This window comes from Curtobacterium sp. APC 4022, from assembly GCF_030407555.1.
In the GTDB taxonomy this organism is placed as follows: domain Bacteria; phylum Actinomycetota; class Actinomycetes; order Actinomycetales; family Microbacteriaceae; genus Curtobacterium.
This window is the reverse complement of the sequence record NZ_JASDDD010000011.1, coordinates 1-20,640: the sequence shown is the minus strand read 5'-3', so window position 1 is coordinate 20,640 and position 20,640 is coordinate 1. Positions and strand designations below refer to the sequence as shown.

Annotated in this window: 20 protein-coding genes and 1 tRNA gene; 14 read left to right on the top strand and 7 right to left on the bottom strand. The window is 70.3% G+C overall.

Features of this window, described 5'->3' with window-relative positions; translation table 11 throughout:
* Window positions 1-39 precede the first annotated feature (39 nt).
* The 6 genes from QL987_RS05425 to QL987_RS05400 all read left to right on the top strand — a co-directional run bounded on the left by QL987_RS05425 (window position 40) and on the right by QL987_RS05400 (window position 4,577).
* Window positions 40-963, top strand: a complete 924-nt coding sequence (locus QL987_RS05425; RefSeq protein ID WP_290156660.1) for a zinc ABC transporter substrate-binding protein — start codon at window positions 40-42, stop codon at window positions 961-963.
* Complete coding sequence (locus QL987_RS05420; RefSeq protein ID WP_290156659.1) at window positions 960-1,778, top strand: metal ABC transporter ATP-binding protein; 819 nt, start codon at window positions 960-962, stop codon at window positions 1,776-1,778. Before QL987_RS05425 ends, QL987_RS05420 begins: the two co-directional genes overlap by 4 nt.
* Window positions 1,775-2,704 carry a metal ABC transporter permease gene (locus QL987_RS05415; protein ID WP_290156658.1) on the top strand — a complete coding sequence of 310 codons (930 nt, stop codon included), beginning with the start codon at window positions 1,775-1,777 and terminating at the stop codon, window positions 2,702-2,704. The genes QL987_RS05420 and QL987_RS05415 overlap by 4 nt, the downstream gene beginning before the upstream one ends.
* The gene (locus QL987_RS05410) at window positions 2,704-3,522 is read left to right on the top strand and encodes a metal ABC transporter permease (RefSeq protein WP_290156657.1); all 819 of its coding nucleotides are present in this window, start codon (window positions 2,704-2,706) and stop codon (window positions 3,520-3,522) included. Before QL987_RS05415 ends, QL987_RS05410 begins: the two co-directional genes overlap by 1 nt.
* Before the next feature lie 150 nt (window positions 3,523-3,672).
* Window positions 3,673-3,891 carry a hypothetical protein gene (locus tag QL987_RS05405; protein WP_290156656.1) on the top strand — a complete coding sequence of 73 codons (219 nt, stop codon included), beginning with the start codon at window positions 3,673-3,675 and terminating at the stop codon, window positions 3,889-3,891.
* 482 nt (window positions 3,892-4,373) lie between these two features.
* A complete protein-coding gene (locus QL987_RS05400; RefSeq protein ID WP_290156654.1) occupies window positions 4,374-4,577 on the top strand; it encodes a hypothetical protein in 204 nt (67 codons plus the stop codon).
* Window positions 4,578-5,227: 650 nt separating this feature from the next.
* On the opposite strand, the gene QL987_RS05395 is transcribed toward QL987_RS05400, so the two are convergent.
* The 3 genes from QL987_RS05395 to QL987_RS05385 all read right to left on the bottom strand — a co-directional run bounded on the left by QL987_RS05395 (window position 5,228) and on the right by QL987_RS05385 (window position 6,672).
* Window positions 5,228-5,479 carry a cell surface protein gene (locus QL987_RS05395; RefSeq protein WP_111073219.1) on the bottom strand — a complete coding sequence of 84 codons (252 nt, stop codon included), beginning with the start codon at window positions 5,477-5,479 and terminating at the stop codon, window positions 5,228-5,230.
* Between the two features lie 115 nt (window positions 5,480-5,594).
* Window positions 5,595-6,182, bottom strand: coding sequence for a helix-turn-helix domain-containing protein (locus QL987_RS05390; RefSeq protein ID WP_221850811.1), 588 nt, complete (start codon window positions 6,180-6,182; stop codon window positions 5,595-5,597).
* 417 nt (window positions 6,183-6,599) lie between these two features.
* A tRNA-Val gene (locus tag QL987_RS05385) sits at window positions 6,600-6,672 on the bottom strand.
* A gap of 78 nt (window positions 6,673-6,750) precedes the next feature.
* Between QL987_RS05385 and QL987_RS05380 the strand changes: the two genes are divergently transcribed.
* The gene (locus QL987_RS05380) at window positions 6,751-7,305 is read left to right on the top strand and encodes a hypothetical protein (RefSeq protein WP_290156653.1); all 555 of its coding nucleotides are present in this window, start codon (window positions 6,751-6,753) and stop codon (window positions 7,303-7,305) included.
* Between the two features lie 34 nt (window positions 7,306-7,339).
* Here QL987_RS05380 and QL987_RS05375 read toward each other — a convergent pair whose 3' ends face one another.
* Both QL987_RS05375 and QL987_RS05370 read right to left on the bottom strand, forming a co-directional pair.
* The gene (locus tag QL987_RS05375) at window positions 7,340-8,914 is read right to left on the bottom strand and encodes a CoF synthetase (RefSeq protein ID WP_290156652.1); all 1,575 of its coding nucleotides are present in this window, start codon (window positions 8,912-8,914) and stop codon (window positions 7,340-7,342) included.
* Entirely contained in the window at window positions 8,911-9,963 is a 1,053-nt protein-coding gene (locus tag QL987_RS05370) for a hypothetical protein (protein ID WP_290156651.1), read from the bottom strand. Before QL987_RS05370 ends, QL987_RS05375 begins: the two co-directional genes overlap by 4 nt.
* Before the next feature lie 308 nt (window positions 9,964-10,271).
* Between QL987_RS05370 and QL987_RS05365 the strand changes: the two genes are divergently transcribed.
* Window positions 10,272-10,817, top strand: a complete 546-nt coding sequence (locus QL987_RS05365) for a L,D-transpeptidase (RefSeq protein ID WP_290156650.1) — start codon at window positions 10,272-10,274, stop codon at window positions 10,815-10,817.
* On the opposite strand, the gene QL987_RS05360 is transcribed toward QL987_RS05365, so the two are convergent.
* Together QL987_RS05360 and QL987_RS05355 are read right to left on the bottom strand one after the other, a co-directional pair.
* Window positions 10,810-11,739 carry an alpha/beta hydrolase gene (locus QL987_RS05360; protein ID WP_290156648.1) on the bottom strand — a complete coding sequence of 310 codons (930 nt, stop codon included), beginning with the start codon at window positions 11,737-11,739 and terminating at the stop codon, window positions 10,810-10,812. The genes QL987_RS05365 and QL987_RS05360 overlap by 8 nt on opposite strands.
* A gap of 90 nt (window positions 11,740-11,829) precedes the next feature.
* A complete protein-coding gene (locus QL987_RS05355) occupies window positions 11,830-12,318 on the bottom strand; it encodes a peroxiredoxin (RefSeq protein ID WP_111076396.1) in 489 nt (162 codons plus the stop codon).
* Window positions 12,319-12,561: 243 nt separating this feature from the next.
* On the opposite strand from QL987_RS05355, the gene aceE reads away from it, so the two are divergent.
* The 6 genes from aceE (at window position 12,562) to QL987_RS05325 (ending at window position 20,344) form a co-directional block, all read left to right on the top strand.
* A complete protein-coding gene (aceE, locus tag QL987_RS05350; RefSeq protein ID WP_290156646.1) occupies window positions 12,562-15,306 on the top strand; it encodes a pyruvate dehydrogenase (acetyl-transferring), homodimeric type in 2,745 nt (914 codons plus the stop codon).
* A 7-nt stretch (window positions 15,307-15,313) separates the two neighbouring features.
* Window positions 15,314-16,540, top strand: a complete 1,227-nt coding sequence (locus QL987_RS05345; RefSeq protein ID WP_181439373.1) for a helix-turn-helix domain-containing protein — start codon at window positions 15,314-15,316, stop codon at window positions 16,538-16,540.
* Window positions 16,541-16,619: 79 nt separating this feature from the next.
* Window positions 16,620-17,564, top strand: a complete 945-nt coding sequence (locus QL987_RS05340) for an ACP S-malonyltransferase (RefSeq protein ID WP_290156644.1) — start codon at window positions 16,620-16,622, stop codon at window positions 17,562-17,564.
* Complete coding sequence (locus QL987_RS05335) at window positions 17,561-18,679, top strand: beta-ketoacyl-ACP synthase III (protein ID WP_290156642.1); 1,119 nt, start codon at window positions 17,561-17,563, stop codon at window positions 18,677-18,679. Before QL987_RS05340 ends, QL987_RS05335 begins: the two co-directional genes overlap by 4 nt.
* Window positions 18,680-18,762: 83 nt before the next feature.
* Complete coding sequence (locus QL987_RS05330; protein WP_058741348.1) at window positions 18,763-19,011, top strand: acyl carrier protein; 249 nt, start codon at window positions 18,763-18,765, stop codon at window positions 19,009-19,011.
* Between the two features lie 88 nt (window positions 19,012-19,099).
* Window positions 19,100-20,344, top strand: a complete 1,245-nt coding sequence (locus QL987_RS05325) for a beta-ketoacyl-[acyl-carrier-protein] synthase family protein (protein ID WP_221850832.1) — start codon at window positions 19,100-19,102, stop codon at window positions 20,342-20,344.
* Window positions 20,345-20,640: the final 296 nt, after the last annotated feature.

Here is a 20,640-nt window from a genome sequence, read left to right as displayed (position 1 = left end):
ACAACGATCGGGCCATGTGCCCTGGACAGGACGGATGCCGTGCGCATCAACAGATTCATCGCCTCCGGTGTCGTCGCGGCAGTGGCCGCAGCAGCCCTCACGGGGTGCTCCTCCGGCGGAGGCAACGGCAACGGGAACGGGAAGATCACCGTCGTCGGCGCCGAGAACGAGTACTCGGACGTCGCCGCGCAGATCGGCGGGAAGTACGTCAGCGCGTCGGCGGTCATGAGCGACCCGAACACCGATCCGCACACGTTCGAAGCCAGTGCGAGCGTGGCGAGGGAACTCTCCTCAGCGCAGTTGGTGATCCAGAACGGCGTCGGGTACGACGACTTCATGGCCAAGCTCGAGAAGGCATCGCCGAACTCCGACCGGAAGGTCATCACCGCGCAGACCCTGCTCGGCCTCCCCGACAGCACCAGGAACCCGCACCTCTGGTACGACCCGAAGACGATGCCCGCCGTGGCAGCGGAGATCGCCACCGACCTGGAGAAGCTCGACCCGGCGCACAAGACGACGTTCGCGCAGAACCTCACGACGTTCGACGACTCGTTGCACACGTGGACGTCCGCGCTGGCCTCGTTCAAGAGCGCACACGGCGGGACCCCCGTCGCCGTGACCGAACCGGTCGCGGACTACGCCCTCGAAGCCGCGGGCGTCGACATCAAGACGCCGTGGTCCCTGCAGGCAGCGATCATGAACGACACCGACCCGTCACCGCAGCAGTCGGCGGCGCAGGACTCGCTGTTCACGAGCAAGCAGGTGAAGGTCTTCCTCTACAACCAGCAGGTGACGGACTCGATCACGGCCCACTACCTGTCGCTGGCACACGCGAACGGCGTCCCGGTGGTCGGCGTGTACGAGACGATGCCGACCGGCTACACCTACCAGCGGTGGATGGAGGCTGAAATCACGGCGCTCGCGAAGGCCGTCACCGACGGCACCTCGACGGAGAAGCTGTGACCACCACCACCACCGGAGCAGCCGACGACGGTCGCATCGTCACCGTCCGCGACCTCCACGTCACCCTCGCCGGACGGACGGTCCTCGACGGCGTCGACCTCGACGTCGCGGCGGGTGACTTCGTCGGCCTCATCGGAGCGAACGGTGCCGGCAAGACCACGCTCCTCCGCACGCTCCTCGGCGTCGTCGCGATCACCAGCGGCACCGTCCGCCGACCGGAGCGGGCCGCGGACGTCCACGGCATCGGCTACCTCCCCCAGAAGACGGTGCTCGACCCGGATGCGCCGTTGCGGGCCCGGGACGTCGTCGCGCTCGGTCTCGACGGCGGTCGGCTCGGCCTCCCGCTCCGACGGCGACGGACACACGCCCTCGTCGACGAGACGCTGGAGTGTGTCGGCGCGACGGCGTTCGCCGATCGACGGATCGGTGAACTCTCCGGTGGCCAGCAGCAGCGGGTCCTCCTCGCACACGCGCTGATCAGCCGACCGTCGTTGCTGCTCCTCGACGAACCCCTGGCGAGCCTCGACCCCGCCAGCGCCGCCGACATCGTCGCGCTCCTGCACACGATCCGCCGTGACCACGGAGTCGGCATCGTCCTCACCGCGCACGACATCAACCTGCTCCTGCCGGTCCTCGACCGCGTGGTGTACCTCGCCGATGGTCGAGCCGTGACCGGTGTCCCGGCCGAGGTCATCCGCGAAGACGTGCTCTCCGCCCTCTACGGGCGCCCGATCCGCGTCATCGATGCCGACGGACGTCTCGTCGTCCTCGCCGACGACCGTCCCGTCACGGCCCCGGCGGGTGTCCGGCGATGAGCGCCTCCGTCGCCGTCGCCCTGTCGGGCTTCGTCAGCAGCCCGACGGTCCACTCCGCCCTCGTGGTGGGCGGCTTCGTCGCGGCGGTCACCGGTGTCGTCGGGGTCTTCACGGTGGTCCGCGGGCAGTCGTTCGCGGGACACGCGCTCGCGGACCTCGGGGCCGTCGGCGGAGCCGGTGCGTTCCTCGTCGGCATCAGCCAGCTGTGGGGCTTCGTCGGTGCGGGCGTCCTCGCCGCGTTGCTGATGGAGGCCATCGGTACGCACCGGCTGAAGGGGCGCGACGTCGCCACCGGGGTCGTCTTCGCGTTCGGACTCGGCCTGACCGCGCTGTTCCTCTACTGGGACACCACGATCGGCGGATCGAGCAACGCGGCCGTCTCGGTGCTGTTCGGCTCCCTGTTCGTCATCGACCCCTCGGTCGTGCCCCCGGTGGTGCTCCTGAGCGTGATCGCGCTGCTGCTCGTCGTCGCCGTCTACCGATGGCTGTTGCTCTCGTCCATCGACCGGGACCTGGCCGTCGCCCGCGGCGTCCCGGTCCGGCTCGCGGGCCTGGTGTTCCTCGTGGCACTCGCACTCGCCGTGGAGCTGTCGTCGCTGACCATCGGCGCGATCCTCTCGACCGCGCTGCTCATCGGCCCGGCCGCCACGGCCCTGCTGGTGACGCGTCGGTTCGGGGTCGCCGTGCTGCTGTCCGCCGGCATCGGCGTCATCGAGACGTGGGTCGGTTGCTTCATCGCGTACGAGAGCTACTACTGGGCGGGGAAGGACGGCAACTGGCCGGTCAGCTTCTGCGTGGTGGCACTCGTCCTCGTCGTCTACGTCGGCGCTCGCCTCGCCTCCTGGTCCGTCGCGCGGAGAACGGCGTCGCGACTACCGGCGGCGCAGGCCCTGCGGATCTCCGCCGAGGCCGGGAAGGTCGCCTGATGTTCTCCGACTTCATGCTGAACACGTGGATCGCCGCCACGATCGTCGGCGTCGTCGCAGGAGTCGTCGGGGTGTTCGTCGTCATCCGCGGCGACACCTTCCTGGCGCACGCGCTCCCCCACGGTGCCTTCGCCGGAGCCGCCGGTGCCGTCCTCGTCGGCATCGACTCGTTGCTCGGCATCGGGGTGTTCGCCGCCGTCGGCTCCCTGCTCGTCTCGGTCCTCGGACGCCGTGGGCGGGGGGACGTCGCCACTGCTCTGACGCTCGCGACGATGCTCGGTCTCGGAGCGTTCTTCCTCAGCCGCTCGAGTGAGTACTCCGCCGAGGTGTTCTCGTTGCTCTTCGGTCAGGTCCTCGGCGTCTCCACCGTGGAGATCGTGCCGATGCTCGTCCTCGGCATCGTCTGTCTCGCCGCCGTCGCCACGCTGTACCGGCCGCTGCTCCTCGCCTCCCTGCTGCCCGCGACCGCACCCGCTCGGGGTGTCCGGCCACACGCCATGACGGTGGTGTTCGGGCTGATCGTCGCCTGTGCCACGACGACGAGCGTCCCCGTCGTGGGGGCGCTGCTGATGTTCGCCCTGCTGGTCGGGCCGCCGGCGACTGCGCGGACCCTCGCACGACGACCGTCCACGGCGATCGCACTGTCGACCGCGTTCACGCTGATCGTGGTGTGGGCGTCGATCGCGCTCGCGTACGCGACGGACTGGCCGGTCGGCTTCTTCGTCACGGCGCTCAGCGCGCTGCTCTACCTGGGTGCACACGCCCCGCGGATCCGTCGGGCTGCGTCGCTGCGGATCGTCGCGGCGACCGCGCGCTGACCGGAGCAGATCGTGCCGAGCGCCGGGCGGATCCTCGCGTTCCGGGCTTGCCACGATCCTCCCGTCCACCGGTGCGGGACCCTGCGGCGGGGTCGCGGCACATGGACGACGAGCCCGGCGGGTGGCAAGCTGCACCCCGGAGGTGTGCCGATGATCACGGAGCACGAGTTCGAACAGATGCAGCGCGGCTTCGTCGGCGGCGGCGCGATCATCGCGCCCGTCATGAGTGTCGGTGCGCTCATCGCGGTCGTGCTCGGAGAGACGTGGGCAGTCTGGCCCCTCATCGCTCTCGCGGCGTGCGCGATCGTGTTCGTCACGATCTGGATCCGCCTCCGCCGGCGAGCGCTCAGCGCTCGTTCGGCGCGGTAGCCCACCGCCGTCAGATGGCGACTGGCCACTCGGGAGGCCCGGTCCGGCCTGGCGACGGAGGCCTGGCTCCCAGGAGAACGCGTCAGGTGCGGCGCTTGCGGGTGGCCAGGATCCCTACAGGACGACGAGGATCGTGCGGTACCGAGCGACGGGGAGACGCAGCAGTGTCGCTGAGCGATCCGGACGGACACTCCGTCACGCAAGCGTCGGAGGACCGATGAGAACACCCACCAGCCGGGTGGCTGCGGCCTTGGCACTGCTCGTCGCCGTCCCGTTCCTCCTCACGGGCTGCCAGCGACGGAGCGAAGAAGGAGGTCGTCGACGTCGTCGACCGAACGACGGAGACGCTGGGCGGGAAGTGGACGGTCCGACGAGGACCGGCACTCGGCAAGTGCCCGGCGTCCGCGGGGACGGGCGGCGTCACCTGGACCTACATCCTCGACCGTGACCAGGTCGGCGACCAGACGGCGGACCGGGCGGCTGTGCAGGAGCTCTGGGGCTCCTCCGGGATCACCGCCTCGGACTACGAGATCGGCGGGGCGGACCCACTGCGGGGTGTCGTCGGCCACGGTGGACCGACGTGGTCGGTCGAGTTCCTCACCCGCTCCGACGGCTACACCGTGCACGGGGTGTCCCGGTGCGCTGACGGGGACTACGAGGACATGCTGCGGCACGGCGAGGGCTGACTTCCGGCCTGCTCGCCGCCGCTGACGCTCGCGAGGAGCCTTCGTCACACCTCGGCGACGGCGCGCAGCGCGGACGCGATGTCGTTCAGGTCCGCGATGAGTCGGTCCCCCTCGTCGGCGTACGCCGGAGCCGATGCTCCAGCGTCACGCCCCCTGCTGCTCGGCCACGGAGCCGAGACCGGCACCGCGAGAGCGCGCAGGTCGTCGCGGGTCCATCGTCGCTCGAGCAGCCTGTGCGCCTCGTCGATCCGCTCCCGCAACTGCGCGGTGGAGGGATCATCCTGAGCAGTGAGGAACGCGACGAGCCGGTCGCCTCAGGCCACGTACTCCCGGAGCTGAGCACGTCGATCACGCACGTCGTACCGGCCACCGCGCAGGAGGTGTCGCCCCAGCCATCCCATGCCCCGATGATCGCACCGCGAGGCTCGGCTCGGTTTCTCCGTCGGTGTGCTCGGCGGAGGTTCCGATCCTCCGTCACCGCCCTCGCACAACCTGGTCACGGGCGGCGGCGTCACCAGCGGGCCGGACTTCGAGCTCACCGTTGCCGCTGAGGTGTACGACGATGCGACCGCGCGACGCGTGCAACTCGCTCTGGAGCACGACTCGCAACCGCCGTTTGATGCTCTCTTGGGCGGCCGATGGTCGATCCGCTACGGAGACTCGGTGATGCGGATCCGTCGCGCGCGCAGCAACAGCGCGATACCCACCGCGTCGAGCATGACGAGCAGAAGGATCGCAGCGTGAGCACTCAGCCACAGCGCCGCGTCGTGCGGGAGCAATTGGGACAGATCGAACGCCCGAATCGCTTCCGATCGTTCTGCGGCCCAGTCACTGGCTACCGAGTACAAGGCGAAGAAGGCCACGAACACCGCGTTGAAGACGACGGCGAGAACCCAGACCATCACAACGAGGGCACTCGGAGCATCTCGTCGGTCTGATGCGGAAGGACCTCTCGCACAAGCCAGACGCGCTCGCTTCCGATCGTCCACGAACGTGAGGGCGTCCCGCAGTCGTCGTCTACTCGGACTCCAGCGTGTCCTTCGGACCGCGTGCTGCAGTCGTGCTCGCCGGGACGGAACGGCCGACGCGGTGACGCATCAGACCGCCCCGCACCTGCTGCCACCTCGACGTCGCCGACGGAACGCTCAACGGGAATCGGACGTCCAGCCGTGGGTCCAACACGAGCCGCACCAGCACCTCGAAGAGGGCCTTCCCGGCGACCCAGTACGCAGCGATGACCAAGATCCCGACCCCGGGCGCACGGTGCACACTGATCAGCGCGATCACCGCGATGCTGACGAGCACACCGCAGCCGGTGTAGACGCGTTTCCATGCTCCGGTCAACGCATCACGTCGAGCTTGCTGCTCCTCGCGGTCCTGCAGCCCCTGGACCGCATCCCCGAAGTCGGCCCCCTCGACTTCATCGAAGAGCTCGCCGACGGACACGCTCAGCGCCGCGGCGATGAGCGACAGCGAGTCGAGACTGGCGTCCCTGCCGGACTCCAACCGCTGAACTGTCCGCACGGCCACTGTGCTCTCGGACGCGAGGCGTTCCTGCGTCCAGCCGCGCCGGCGACGCAGTTCGGGAATCCGTGATTCGTTCATGGGGTGAGCCTATGAAGCCGCAACCCGCGATCACCACGCCACGATCCCGCCAGTCACCCGCCAGTCACCCGCCAGTCAGCACAGCTTCCATCTTTCCGGAGGCCCTCGTCGAGGGGACTGGAGTCTGTCGGGGGAAGGGACGGCGCTCCGGACCTTCTCCTCGATCCGACTCCGACAGCGGGTCGGACAGCCGCTGTCCCAGGTGGGCGGTCCACTGCTCGGCACACTGACGGGACGACAGACGAACGTCTGCGAGCACAGGTTCGGGCCGCATGAACCGTCGTTCGCGAGCGCCGTGGACAGGAGGTCGACGGACGAGACCCGTTCGCGCCGCTCGGAGCACGAATCCGGCAAGCCTGTCGCGACTCGGGATCCCCGCCAGACGGACTGACGAGCCGATCGAGTGCTGTTGCTCCGTGGGCCCTGCCGGGATCGAACCGACGACATCCACGGTGTAAACGTGGCGCTCTACCAGCTGAGCTAAAGGCCCCTCGCACCGCTCGCGGCGCACCCCACATCCTACGGGTGCGCCGAGAGCGACGCCGGTCCCCTGACTACGCTCGTCCGCATGCGCCGCTCCCCCGCCGTCGTCGTCGCCGCCGTCCTCGTCGCCCTGCTCACCGGCTGCTCGACCCCCGGTGCCGACACGACGTCGGTCGCACCCCCGTGGCCGCGTCCGACCGACCTGGCGCACCGGGCCCAGGAGGCCGGGCTCGAGAACGTCTGGGGCGAACGCCTGGCCGAGCACGTCCACACCCACCTGACGATCACGGACGGCGACACACCGGTCGTCGTGCCGGGCAACGTCGGGCACTCGAAGTCGCAGCGGTTCGCCGCTCAGCTACACACGCACGACACGTCGGGCATCCTGCACGTCGAGTCCCCGACCCGCCGGACGTTCACGCTGGGGCAGTTCTTCGACGAGTGGGGTGTCTCCCTCGGCCCCGCACACGTCGGCGGGTTGCGTGGCGAGCTGACGGTGTGGGTGGACGGCAAGCGGTACTTCGGCAACCCGCGGTCCATCGAGCTGACGAACCTGCGGCAGATCGGACTCGACGTGACGACGATCGGCGAGGTCCCCCACCCGCCGGCAACGTTCGACTGGCCGCCCCAGTACCACTGACGCGCGGCGGCACCACCGACCCGGAGGGACCCTCTCAGACGTCCTTCGACGCCACCCACCCGAGGTCCAGGTCCCACTCGTCGACCGACCCGGGTCCGAGCTGCCACACGTACTCGTTCTTGAGCTTCCGACCGTCCTCACGGAACGGCCCCGTCCGGTACGGGTAGAAGGCCACGGTCGGCAGGGTGCCGTCCGGCGCGGTGCGGATCGCGTTCGAGAAGTCACGGTTCAGCCGCCGGAGTTCGGCGACGACGGCCGGGCGGGCGGGGTCCGCATCGAACGACTCGGCGGACGCGGCGAGCTGGAAGGCGATGTGCAACTGCCGGTCGCCGTGGTCGTCCTCGTAGCTGATCAGCCGGTGGTTCTCGACGGCTTCGAGCAGGACGGGATCGCCATAGACGACGTCCCGCACGGCATCGGGCGCGACGACGGCACCGTTGAAGTCGACCGACAGGTCCGAGCGGCCGTAGTGGAACAGCAGCGGCAGGTCGAGTTCCGCCTCTGCGAGCAGGTCCTCGTGCCCGGTCGCCCGCAGCACGGGCTTGAGGTCACGCATCCGCACCACGTGTCCGCGGTCGTGGATGTTGTACCGGATGCGGGGGCTGATGTTCTCGGAGCGGGTGATCGTGACGACGAGCTCGCCGCGGTCGTTCGTCTCGATGAGGTACCCGAACGGGTTGAACTGGAAGACCATCGGCAGGACGCCGTACTCGGACTGCTTCGTCAGCGCGCTCGACAGTGCCGGGTCGGCCGCGATCGCCTTCCGCACCGCCACCGAGAAACCGGTCTCGATCCCCAGGTTGATCTCGAGGTCGCTCGCCCCGTAGGAGCCGAGGACGGTGTGCGCGTACTGCTCGATGTGGGCGCGCATGTTCTCGCTGATGCCCTCGCCGCCGAACGCCGCGACGATCGTGTACTCACGCCAGTCGATCCGGTCGTCCTCGAACAGCGCCTTGAGGAACGGCGGGTAGCTGAGGATGACGTACGTGAACCCGGTGCCGAACTCCTGCATCGTCTGCACGATCTTGTCGCGGTCCGGCCCGATCGACTTGATCATCGTGGACTCGGTGAGCGACGCCGTGACGTTCATACCGGTCGCCCACGCGCCGAGCGAGAACGCGTTGAGCACGAACGGCTGCTTCGCCAGTTCCTTCGAGGTGCGGGCGAACCCGAGCTGCAGCAGCTGCCGGGTCGCCTGACGCTCGTCCGGGCCGCGCACCCAGCTCGTCGGCACGCCGGAGGACCCGGACGACTCGTCCACGACGACACCGCGTCGCGGCAGCCGTCCGTCGAGACACCGCTCCGGGATCGTCCACCGCTTGACGTAGGACTCCTTGTCCATCTCCGGCAGCGCCGAGAACGCCGAGGCGATCCCGCTGCGCGTGTCCAGCCGGGAGGAACGCCCCGCGCCCGCCAGGAACGCCCGGTACGCGGGCACCCGCTTCGCCGCGAGCTCCGCCGTCCGCCACGCACGCCACCGCCCGAGGGTCCACCGGAGCGGCTCGATGCCCGGCGCGAGCAGGAACTTGTGCGTCCCGACCCGCGGCATGAACAGTCCGACGACCGCCTCGACGACCCACACCACCGTGAACACCGCCGCGCGCTTCACGAGGCACCGCCGTCCGCAGTCGCGGTGAGCGTCATCGCCGACGCCGGTCGTCGGTGCGCCAGGGGCGGCGGCGCACTCCGGCCGAACCGGAACAGCATCCACGCCATGCGCCCGTCGGACTCGTCGACGCCGGCACGCTCGACGAACGCCGCGTGCGACCGCGGGTTCGTGATGACCGTCCCGAACGGGTGCAGGGCGATCCCCCGCGCGTCGAGGTCCAACCAGATCCGCATGAACGTCCGACCCGCCTCGACGTACTCCGCCGGCGACCCGAACGGCCCCTCGAGCCACCCGAGCTGTCGGACGCCCCGCATCGTCGACAGGTAGACCTTCTTGAAGGTGGCACCGATGCCGGGTGCTTCCCACAGCCCACGGTGCTCCATCGCGAACTTCAGCACCGGCCCCGGCATGAGCATCGTCTCGGCGGACAGCCCGTCGCCGGTGTCCGCCGCATGGCGCTTCGAGAACCGCAGCCAGTGCAGGATCTCGGTGTGCACCGCGTCGTTCCGCAGGTCGTCGAACAGCGTCGCCTGGTTGACCCGCACGATCTCGTCCACCGTGGCCCGGTCCGCCGTCGTCCGGAACCGGTGTCCGGCCTGCGCCGCGATCGACTCCGAGGCCCGGATCGCGTCGTCGTCGACAAGGGTGGCGTCGTAGGGCCTGCGCGAGGTGCGCCGCGCGAGGAAGCCGTGCAGGGCCTCCCGGTCGGCAGCCGTCGCCGGGCGCGGCGTGAGCGTCACGCTGCCGAGCCGGTGCAGGTGGTCCGCCGGGTCGCGGTCGAGCCGGCCGAAGTCCATCTCGGCATGGTCGAGCGACTCGGTCACCGCGAAGCCGTGCGCCCGGGCCACCAGGTCGAGCCCGGCGAGGAACACGCCGCAGCAGACGTGCCCGAACGGGATCCCGAAGGACTCCGCCGGCAGCCCGCGCCGCAGGTCGTAGAAGACGGTCGCGGTCCGGTCGTCCTCCACCCGCACCACGATGGGCTGCGAGTTGTGCGGTGACGGGTAGTGCCGTGCATCCTCGATGATGCCGGTCCAGGGTGTGGCCATCGGTTCCCCCTCGGTGGTCGTTGCCGCGAGCATACGCACCACCCGTCCACGCCCATGCCCGTGCTGGCATGCCTGTGGACGACGCAGCACCGTCTGGGATGCTGTGGAGGAAGGGCAGCGTGCCAGGACGCAGCCCAGGCGAGAGCGCCATGGGCCCAGGCGAGAGCACCATGGACCCAGCCGAGAGCACCATGGACACAGGGGAACGGGGACTTCGATGACGGAACCGTCAGCACCACAGCAGGGCACCGCACGACGGCGAGCGCCCCGGCGCCGACGCCGCTCCCGTCGCGACGCTGTCCTCGTCGGTGTCGACGATCAACACGCCGACCGCGACCGCCGTCTGGGGCCGATCGGCCGGCGCGGACGGCGGCATGCTCCTCGTCTCGACGCCGTCCCGGAACCGGACACCGGGCGACGGCGGGGTCGCCGAGGCCCCGAGTTCGACGTTCGCCTGGGCCCGTGCCGCCGACTTCACGCTCGCGGGCATCGACCGGGAGGTCCGGATCGACAACGCGACCTCCACCATCGCCATCGTGCACCGCGACGGCACCGTCGAGACGAGCGAGACCGCCCGGCTCGGCACGCCCGACGACCCGACACCGGCGGACACGAAGACGTACATGGAGGCGAACTACGTCGACCCGCAGGTCGGGTACACGCAGGGGCACCCGATCTCGCTGACCGGTGCGCACTCGTCGAAGCTCTCCGGGTACGGCGGCAACGCGGCCCTCACGGCGCTGCACTTCTACCCGGACCTGACCGGTTCCTCGCACGGCTGCGTCCGGATCACGGCCGCGATGACCGATGCGCTCGCGAAGCTGCCGATCGGGACGCCGATCGAGTTCAGCTGAGCAGTTCGCGGACCACCGCGTCGGGGCGTTCCACGTGTGCGAAGTGCCCGCAATCCTCCAGGAGGACCGTGCGGACCTCCGGCAGGACACCACGGAGACGCGCCAGGTCGTCGACCCGCGCGAACACGTCCTGCCGGCCCGCGACCGCCACGACCGAGCACCGCACCTCGGCCCAGCGCCGAGTGTCGTAGCGCGCGGCCGAGCGGGCCGCGCCGAGGAAGCCGGCCGGACGGAACTCGTCGACGAACGCCTGCAGCACGCTCGGGGGCAGCTGTCGAACGGCGGCGAACACCGGTCCGGCCAGCAGCGGCAGCAGTCCGATCCGGGCGAGTCCGCGCAGGAGGCCCCGGGCGGCTCCACGGGTCACGGCCAGCCCGGCACGCAGGAGCGTGAACGCCGGCAGCGTGCGCAGGGCCCGGACCGGGTGGCGTGCGGCCGCCGCGGTGGCGAAGGTGGTGCCGGAGACGAGGCCGAGGGTCCGCACCCGGTCCGGCCGGGTGACCGCGAGGTGGAGGCCGACGAAGGCCCCCATCGAGTGGCCGACCACGTCGACCCGGTCGAGACCGAGGGCGTCGAGGACGTCGACCAGGACCTGCGAAGACTCGTCGACGTCGAGCGGCACGGCCGGTGCCCGCGAGGAGCCCCAGCCGGGCAGGTCGACGAGCACCAGGCCCCGCCCGTCGACGCCGTCCGCTGCGGTCAGGAGCGGTGTCCACGTGGTCCACGATCCCGCGACACCGTGCAGGAACAGCAGCGGGCGGGGTCCGGGCCGGTGCTGGACGACCGTCGGGCCGGCACTCGTCGTCACGGTCGTCGTGGTGAGGGCCCACCGTGTCGGGTCGGCGACGACGGGGTACGGCGCGTACCGGTCCGTCTGGCCGGTCCCGACCTGCGGGGCCGCACCGGTGTCGGTGACGCGCACCGTGCCTCCAGTCCGACGTCTCGTGACGTCACCCGGAGTTCGGAACCGACACCGTCGTGGAGGGGTCGAGGCTGAGGCGACGGGGGCGGCTCAGGCGACGGGGACCGGTGCGGCGCAGGCCGCGAGCCGGTCGAGGGCAGCCCGGTACTCCGTCACGTCGCGCGCGACACCCGGCTCGGTGATGATCGAGGCCTTGATGCGACCGTTCACGTCGATGACGAAGGTCGCGCGGGTGGCGAAGCCCTTCTTCTCGAGGAAGACGCCGTACTCCTTCGAGACGGCGCCGTGCGGCCAGAAGTCCGCCAGCAGCTCGAAGTCGTAGCCGTTGACCTGCGCGAAGGAGCGGAGCGTCGCCTTCGAGTCGACCGAGATGCCGATCAGCTCGATGCGCTGGTCCTGGAACATCGCGATGTTGTCCTGCAGGGTGCAGAGCTCGTCCGTGCAGGTGGACGAGAACGCGAGGGGGAAGAAGACGAGGGCGACCGGGCGGTGTCCGCGGTGGTCGCTGAGTCGGACGTGCTCACCGAACTGGTTCGGGAGCTCGAAGTCCGGCGCGAGTGAGCCGATCTCCAGAGCCATCGTTGGGGTGCTTCTCTCCCAGGGCGTTGGGTGTGCCCTACGGTTCCACACGTCCACCGGTCGCGGACGCACGGTCGGCCATGCTACGCCGACGCCGTCCGAACGCAAGTGGCGTCCGGTGCGCGTCGCCGTCAGCAGGAGCGTCGGTGCGGGGGCCTAGAGTGGACGCGGCCCGTCCCCGGTCGTGATCCGACCACCGACGGCCCGACATGTCCACCACCACGAGAACGAACGAGGTCAACGGTGACGGTGAACGACCAGGACCCGCGCAGCACCGCAGGAACGGACCAGGACCCGGAGGAGACCGCCGAATGGCGTGAGTCCCTCGACGGCCTCGTCGCTACCCACGGACACCAGCGGGCTCGCGAGATCATGCAGAGCCTGCTGAAGCGCTCGAACGAGCTGCACCTCGGTGTGCCGATGGTCCCGACGACCGACTACGTCAACACGATCGCGCCGGAGGACGAGCCCGAGTTCCCCGGCGACGAAGAGCTCGAGCGTCGCTACCGACGGTGGATCCGCTGGAACGCGGCCATCACGGTGCACCGCGCCCAGCGTCCCGGCATCTCGGTGGGTGGCCACATCTCGACCTACGCGTCGAGTGCCGCCATGTACGAGGTCGGCTACAACCACTTCTTCCGCGCGCAGGACCACGCGTCCGGCGGCGACCAGGTCTTCTTCCAGGGCCACGCCTCGCCCGGCATGTACGCCCGCGCCTACATGGAAGGCCGCCTGAGCGAGGACCAGCTCGACGGCTTCCGCCAGGAGAAGTCCCACGCCGGAGGCGGTCTGTCGTCGTACCCGCACCCGCGTCTCATGCCGCACTTCTGGCAGTTCCCGACCGTGTCGATGGGCATCGGCCCGATCAACGCGATCTACCAGGCGCAGCAGGCCAAGTACCTGTCCAACCGCGGCATCAAGGACGCCATGGACCAGCAGGTCTGGGCCTTCCTCGGTGACGGCGAGATGGACGAGGTCGAGTCCCGCGGCCAGCTCCAGGTCGCCGCGAACGACGGTCTCGACAACCTGAACTTCGTGATCAACTGCAACCTCCAGCGCCTCGACGGACCCGTCCGCGGCAACGGCAAGATCATCCAGGAGCTCGAGGCGTTCTTCCGCGGTGCGGGCTGGAACGTCATCAAGGTCGTCTGGGGCCGCGAGTGGGACGACCTGCTCGCCCGTGACACCGACGGCGCGCTGCTCAACCTGATGAACGCGACGCCGGACGGCGACTACCAGACGTACAAGGCCGAGAACGGTGCCTACGTCCGTGAGAACTTCTTCGGGCGCGACCCGAAGGCGCTCGAGCTGGTCAAGGACTACTCGGACGACCAGATCTGGAACCTCAAGCGCGGTGGCCACGACTACCGCAAGGTCTACGCGGCGTTCAAGGCCGCCAGCGAGCACAAGGGCCAGCCGACGGTCATCCTGGCGAAGACGGTCAAGGGCTACGGCCTGGGCCCGAGCTTCGAGGGCCGCAACGCGACCCACCAGATGAAGAAGCTGACGCTCGACAACCTCAAGCAGTTCCGCGACGAGATGCGCATCCCGATCACGGACGCGCAGCTCGAGGAGAACCCCTACACGCCGCCCTACTACCACCCGGGCAACGACGACGAGGCGATCCAGTACATGCACGAGCGTCGCCGTGAACTCGGTGGCTACGTGCCGGAGCGTCGCACGAAGTACACGCAGGTCAACCTGCCGGACGAGTCGAAGTACCAGGTCGTGAAGAAGGGCTCCGGCAAGCAGGAGGTCGCCACGACGATGGCGTTCGCCCGACTGCTGAAGGACCTGCTCCGCTCGCCGGACTTCGGCAACCGCGTGGTCCCGATCATCCCGGACGAAGCGCGCACGTTCGGCATGGACGCGTACTTCCCGACCGCCAAGATCTACAACCCGAACGGCCAGCACTACACCTCGGTCGACCGCGAACTCCTCCTGGCGTACAAGGAGAGCCCGCAGGGCCAGATCATCCACGTCGGCATCAACGAGGCCGGCGCGATGGCGGCCTTCACCGCCGTCGGCACGTCGTACTCGACCCAGGGCGAGCCGCTGATCCCGGTCTACGTCTTCTACTCGATGTTCGGCTTCCAGCGCACCGGTGACGCGATCTGGGCCGCGGGCGACCAGATGACCCGTGGCTTCATGATCGGCGCCACCGCGGGCCGCACCACCCTGACCGGTGAAGGCCTGCAGCACGCCGACGGCCACTCGCCGCTCCTCGCCGCGTCGAACCCGGCGGTCGTGTCGTACGACCCCGCGTACGGGTACGAGATCGGACACATCGTCCGGACCGGCCTCGACCGCATGTACGGCACGAACGAGGACGGCACGCCGTCGCACGACGACCCGAACGTCATGTACTACCTGACGGTCTACAACGAGCCGCTCGTGCAGCCGGCCGAGCCCGAGGGCGTCGACGTCGAGGGCATCGTCAAGGGCATGTACCTGCTCAAGGCCAGCGAGCACGACGGCCCGAAGGCCCAGCTGCTCGCCTCCGGTGTCGCCGTGCCGTGGATCCTCGAGGCGCAGCAGCTCCTCGCCGAGGACTGGGGCGTGTCGGCCGACGTCTGGAGCGTCACCAGCTGGGGCGAGCTCTACCGTGACGGTGTGGACGCCGAGCAGCACGCGTTCCTCAACCCGAACGAGCAGCCCCGCACCCCGTACGTCACCGAGCGCCTGCTCGGGACCGAGGGCCCGGTCGTGGCGGTCAGCGACTTCATGCACGCCGTGCAGGAGCAGATCCGCCCGTTCGTCCCGACCGACTACGCCACGCTCGGCGCCGACGGCTTCGGCTTCTCGGACACCCGTCCGGCAGCACGCCGCTTCTTCCACATCGACGGCCCCTCGGTCGTCGTGCGGATGCTGCAGCAGCTGGTCCGCCAGGGCAAGCTCGACGCCTCCGTCCTGCAGCAGGCGATCGACAAGTACCGTCTGCACGACGTGACCGCCGGCACGACCGGCAGCGCGGGCGGCGAGAGCTGACCCGTTGGTGACGACACCACGCACCGACACCGCCGGAGCGCGGGAGGACGACCGGGCACGGGCGCTCTCCTGGCTCCGGCAGGTGTCGGGCGAGCTCTCGACCGCGACGATCAAGCGACTCGAGGACACGCTCCCCTGGTACAGCGAGATGCCGCCGGGCCGACGCTCGGCGGTCGGCATGGTGGCGCAGGCCGGCATCACGTCGTTCATCTCGTGGCTCGAGGGCAGTGCGTCGACCCCGTGGATCGCCGCGGCCGACGTGTTCGGTTCGGCGCCGCGGGAACTCCTGCGCTCGGTGAGCCTGCAGCAGACCCTGCAGCTCATCCGCGTCGTGGTGACCGTCGTCGAGGAACGTGCCGCCGACGACGAGATGCTGCAGGAGGCGATCCTCAAGTACTCGCGCGACATCGCGTTCGCCGCCGCCGACGTCTACGCCCGCGCGGCCGAGGCCCGGGGGCTCTGGGACGCCCGTCTCGAAGCCCTGGTGGTCGACTCGATCCTGTCGGGCGAGTACGACGACGAACTGCCGTCGCGCATCGCCGCCCTCGGCTGGCACGGACACGGTGAGGTCGCCGTGCTCGTCGGCACCGCACCGCGGCAGCTCGAGGTCGACCAGGTCCGCCGGACGGCCCGGCACCAGGACGCGGACGTGCTCATCGGCGTGCAGGGCTCCCGACTCGTCGTCGTCATCGGCCGGGCCACCCCGCGGGACGACGTCCCCGAGGGTGAAGAGCCGGTGTCGTTCATGTCCATCGCGCAGGAGCTCGAACCGCTGTTCGGTGAGGGCCACCTGGTGCTCGGCAACGAGGTCCCCGGCGTGGTCGACGCCTCGACCAGCGCCAAGGCCGCCCTCGCCGGCTTCGCGGTCGCACGAGCCTGGCGCGGGGCACCCCGGCCGGCCCTCGCAGACGACCTGCTGCCCGAGCGCGCACTGGCCGGCGACCCGCTCGCCCGGTCGGCATTGGTGCAGCGGATCTACATCCCGCTGAAGGACCAGTCGACCGAGCTCCTGCAGACGCTCTGGTGCTACCTGGACACCGGGCGCTCCCTCGAAGCGACCGCGCGAGAGCTCTTCGTGCACCCGAACACGGTGCGCTACCGGTTGCGCCGTGTCGCCGACATCATCGGCTGGGACGCGACTCACGCCCGCGACGCACTGATCGTGCAGTCGGCGCTCATCCTCGGCGCGATGTCCGAATCGGCGTCCACGCGTCGTCGCCCGACCCGGCGGTAGGGGTTCCTACAACGGACCGGCGGAATCCGTGTGGGGAGTCCACACGGGTCCTGCGGGGACAGGCAGACAGGATTGACCGGTGATCGTCGTCGTCGCGCCCGGACAGGGCTCCCAGACCCCCGGCTTCCTCGCCCCCTGGCTCGAGGACTCCGCCGTCCGTGACCGAGTCGGGCAGTGGTCCGAGGCGATCGGCGTCGACCTGGCCGAACACGGCACGAACTCCGACGCGGACACCATCAAGGACACCGCCCTGGCGCAGCCGCTCATCGTGGCCGCCGGACTCGTGACCGCCGACGCCCTGCTCGCCGACGGTCGACGTGACCTGGTCGGCGGCGTCGCCGGACACTCCGTCGGTGAGTTCACCGCCGCTGCCGTCGCCGGTGTCCTCACGCCGACCGACGCGGTGTCCCTGGTCGCCGAGCGCGGCCGGGCGATGGCGGCCGCCGCTGCCCTCGAGCCGACGTCGATGGCGGCCGTCCTCGGTGGCGACGCCGACGAGCTCGCCGCTGCCCTCGAGTCGCTCGGGCTCACCGCCGCGAACCACAACGGCGGTGGCCAGACCGTCGTCGCCGGGCCCGCCGACGCGATCGCCCGCCTCGCCGCCGAGCCGCCCGCGAAGGCCCGGGTCATCCCGCTCGCGGTCGCCGGAGCCTTCCACACCCGCTTCATGGCCCCCGCCGTCGACCGGGTCGCCCCCGTCGCCGCAGCCGCCACCGTGCAGGACCCCACCCTGCCGCTCTGGACCAACGCCGACGGCTCCCGGGTCGAGGACGGCCGGCACTTCGTCGACCTCATGGTCCGTCAGATCGCCAGCCCGGTGCACTGGGACGCCGTGATGTCCTCGTTCCAGCAGGCCGGCGTCACCGGGATCATCGAGCTCGCTCCGGCCGGGGCGCTCGTCGGTCTCGCCAAGCGTGGGCTCCGCGGGACCCCGACCGCCGCGATCAAGACCCCCGAGGACCTGCCCGCCGCGGTCGAGCTGCTCCAGAGCGCCGCCGCCGACACCACCGAGGGCACCCGATGACCGACACGAGCAGCACCGCCGACACGAGCAGCACCGCCGACGCCAGCAGCACCAGCGACACCAGCGGTGCGACCGCCACCGGCGGGGCCGACGCGGCCACGGGCCTCCAGTCCGGCACCCGACCGGTCCTGTCCCAGCGACGCGGCCACGAGTTCACCCGCATCCTGGCCTTCGGCGCCGCACGCGGCGAGAACGCGGTCCCGAACGAGGACCTGATCGGCCCGATCGACTCGTCCGACGAGTGGATCCGCCAGCGCACCGGCATCGTGACCCGCATGCGTGCCGGCCGCGACGTCGAGGCGGTGGACCTCGCCGAGACGGCTGCGCGCGAAGCGATCGAGAAGGCCGGTCTGACGCCCGACCAGATCGGTGTCGTGCTCGTCGCGACCGTCACGCACTCGGTCGCCACGCCGTCGTTGGCCTCGCTGCTCGCCGAGCGCCTCGGCGCCACCCCGGCGGCCGCGTACGACATCAGCGCAGCGTGTGCCGGCTACGCGTACGGCATCGCCCAGGCCGACTCGTTCGTCAAGTCCGGCATCGCCGACCACGTGCTGGTCATCGGTGCCGAGAAGCTCAGCGACGTCGTCGACCCGACCGACCGCTCGATTTCGTTCCTCCTCGGCGACGGCGCCGGTGCCGCGGTCGTCGGTCCGAGCGACACCGCCGGCATCGGCCCGAGCATCTGGGGCTCCGACGGCTCGAAGTGGGACGCGATCGGCATGACCGCGACCTACAACGAGTGGGAGGCCGGCGCACCGCGCCCGACCATGCGCCAGGCCGGTCAGACGGTCTTCCGCTGGGCCGTGTGGGAGATGGTGAAGGTCGCTCGTCAGGCACTCGAGGCGGCCGGCGTCCGCGCCGACCAGCTCGCCGCGTTCGTGCCACACCAGGCGAACATCCGGATCATCGACGAGTTCGCGAAGCAGCTCGGCATCCCGGACACGGTGGCCATCGCCCGCGACATCACCACCACCGGCAACACCTCCGCCGCGAGCATCCCGCTCGCCACGCACCGCCTGCTCTCCGAGCACCCGGAACTGTCGGGCGGACTCGCCCTGCAGATCGGGTTCGGCGCCGGACTCGTGTTCGGCGCGCAGGTGGTCGTCCTCCCCTAGTCCCACGCGCCTCCGGGCGCGGGCACTGCCCGTGCCCTAGGCTGTCCCACGGTCAAACGACACCCCCCTCAAGGAGAACACTCATGGCCCTGTCCAACGAAGAAGTCCTCGCCGGCCTGGCCGAGCTGATCAACGACGAGACCGGTATCGCTACCGACACCGTCGCCGCAGACAAGTCGTTCACCGACGACCTCGACATCGACTCCATCTCGATGATGACCATCGTCGTGAACGCCGAAGAGAAGTTCGACGTCAAGATCCCCGACGAAGAGGTCAAGAACCTCAAGACCGTCGGCGACGCCGTCGACTTCATCGTCAAGGCCCAGGCCTGAAACGAGCTTCCTGAGCGCCGCGGGCCGCTGACCCTCGAGTCATGGCCCGCGGCGCTCGTCTTGTCCCTCGCAGAAAGAACCGTCGTTCATGACCAAGAGAACCGTCGTCGTCACCGGGATCGGTGCGATCAGTCCCCTCGCTGCGACCGCCAAGGAATCCTGGGCGGCTCTGCTCGCCGGTGAGTCCGGCATCAGCCGCATCGAAGACCCCCGCTACGCCGAGCTCGAGCTCCCCGTCGAGTTCGCCGGCCAGGCGCGTCGCTTCGTCACCGACCAGCTCACCCGTCCCGAGTCGAAGCGGCTCGACCCGTCCTCGCAGCTGTCGCTCATCGCGGCGCGCGAAGCCTGGGCCGACGCCGGCATCGACGCGGAGTCCGTCGTCCCCGAACGGCTCATCGTCGACTGGGCGACCGGCATCGGTGGCGTGAACACGCTCCTCGACGCGTGGGACACCCTCCGCGAGAAGGGCCCGCGTCGCGTCATGCCGATGACGGTCCCGATGCTCATGGCGAACGGCCCCGCCGCCGCCATCGAGATGGAGTTCGGCGCCCGTGGTGGCGCCCGCACCTACCTCTCGGCCTGCGCCTCCTCGACGGAGTCCCTGGCCGAGGCCTACCGCCACGTCGCCTTCGGTGACGCCGACATCGTCATCGCCGGTGGTGCCGAGGCAGCGCTGCACCCGCTGCCCCTCGCCTCGTTCGCCGCGATGCAGGCGCTGTCCCGTCGCAACGACTCCCCCGAGACCGCGTCGCGTCCGTACGACGTGACCCGTGACGGCTTCGTGCTCGCCGACGGTGCCGCCGCGCTGATCCTCGAGACCAAGGAACACGCCGAGGCCCGCGGTGCGCACATCTACGCCGAGGTCGCCGGCTCCGGCATCACCTCGGACGCGTTCCACATCACCGCGCCGGACCCCGAGGGCTCCGCGGCCGCCCGTGCCGTCCTGATGGCACTCGAGCACGCCGACGCCAGCCGTGAGGACGTCGCGCACGTCAACGCGCACGCGACCTCCACTCCGGTGGGCGACGTCGCCGAGTACCACGCCATGCGTCGGGTCTTCGGCGAGCACCTCGACTCCGTCGTCGTCTCCGCCACGAAGGCCTCGACCGGGCACCTGCTCGGTGGTGCCGGTGCGATCGAGGCCGTCTTCACCGTCCTGGCGCTCGAGAACCGCGTCGCGCCGCCGACGATCAACCTCACCGAGCAGGACCCGGAGATCGTGATGGACGTCGCCACCGCGCCGCGCGACCTGCCGCAGGGTGACCTGCTCGCGGTGAGCAACTCGTTCGGCTTCGGTGGGCACAACGCCGTGGTGGCGTTCCGTTCCGTCTGATCCACCTGCCGGTCAGGAGGCCCGTCCCGCGTCGCGGGGCGGGCCTCCTGTCCGTCCGGGGGCGTTTGCGCGGTCGGTCGGGCCCCTGCCGAGCGGTCACGACACCCCGCTCACCTCCCGCCGACCGGTCACGAACCGTCGCTCTGGAGGCCCGCAACCGACAGGACGTGACCGCTCGGCGACACGGGACGGGCGCGCCCACCCGGCACGCGCCGACGAGCGGGAGGCTCCGCCAGCCGGGCTCAGCCGTCGACTGGTCACGACAACCCGCTCACCTCCCGCCGACCGGTCACGAA

Bases quoted from the DNA above. Each gene is read 5' to 3' on its own strand.
- QL987_RS05380 (WP_290156653.1), top strand. From the start codon at position 6,751: ATGCGCCGCTCCCCCGCCGTCGTCGTCGCCGCCGTCCTCGTCGCCCTG.
- QL987_RS05355 (WP_111076396.1), bottom strand. From the start codon at position 12,318: ATGGCTCTGGAGATCGGCTCACTCGCGCCGGACTTCGAGCTCCCGAAC.
- QL987_RS05370 (WP_290156651.1), bottom strand. From the start codon at position 9,963: ATGGCCACACCCTGGACCGGCATCATCGAGGATGCACGGCACTACCCG.
- QL987_RS05330 (WP_058741348.1), top strand. From the start codon at position 18,763: ATGGCCCTGTCCAACGAAGAAGTCCTCGCCGGCCTGGCCGAGCTGATC.
- QL987_RS05390 (WP_221850811.1), bottom strand. From the start codon at position 6,182: ATGAACGAATCACGGATTCCCGAACTGCGTCGCCGGCGCGGCTGGACG.
- QL987_RS05415 (WP_290156658.1), top strand. From the start codon at position 1,775: ATGAGCGCCTCCGTCGCCGTCGCCCTGTCGGGCTTCGTCAGCAGCCCG.
- QL987_RS05335 (WP_290156642.1), top strand. From the start codon at position 17,561: ATGACCGACACGAGCAGCACCGCCGACACGAGCAGCACCGCCGACGCC.
- QL987_RS05410 (WP_290156657.1), top strand. From the start codon at position 2,704: ATGTTCTCCGACTTCATGCTGAACACGTGGATCGCCGCCACGATCGTC.
- QL987_RS05405 (WP_290156656.1), top strand. From the start codon at position 3,673: ATGATCACGGAGCACGAGTTCGAACAGATGCAGCGCGGCTTCGTCGGC.
- QL987_RS05325 (WP_221850832.1), top strand. From the start codon at position 19,100: ATGACCAAGAGAACCGTCGTCGTCACCGGGATCGGTGCGATCAGTCCC.
- QL987_RS05395 (WP_111073219.1), bottom strand. From the start codon at position 5,479: ATGGTCTGGGTTCTCGCCGTCGTCTTCAACGCGGTGTTCGTGGCCTTC.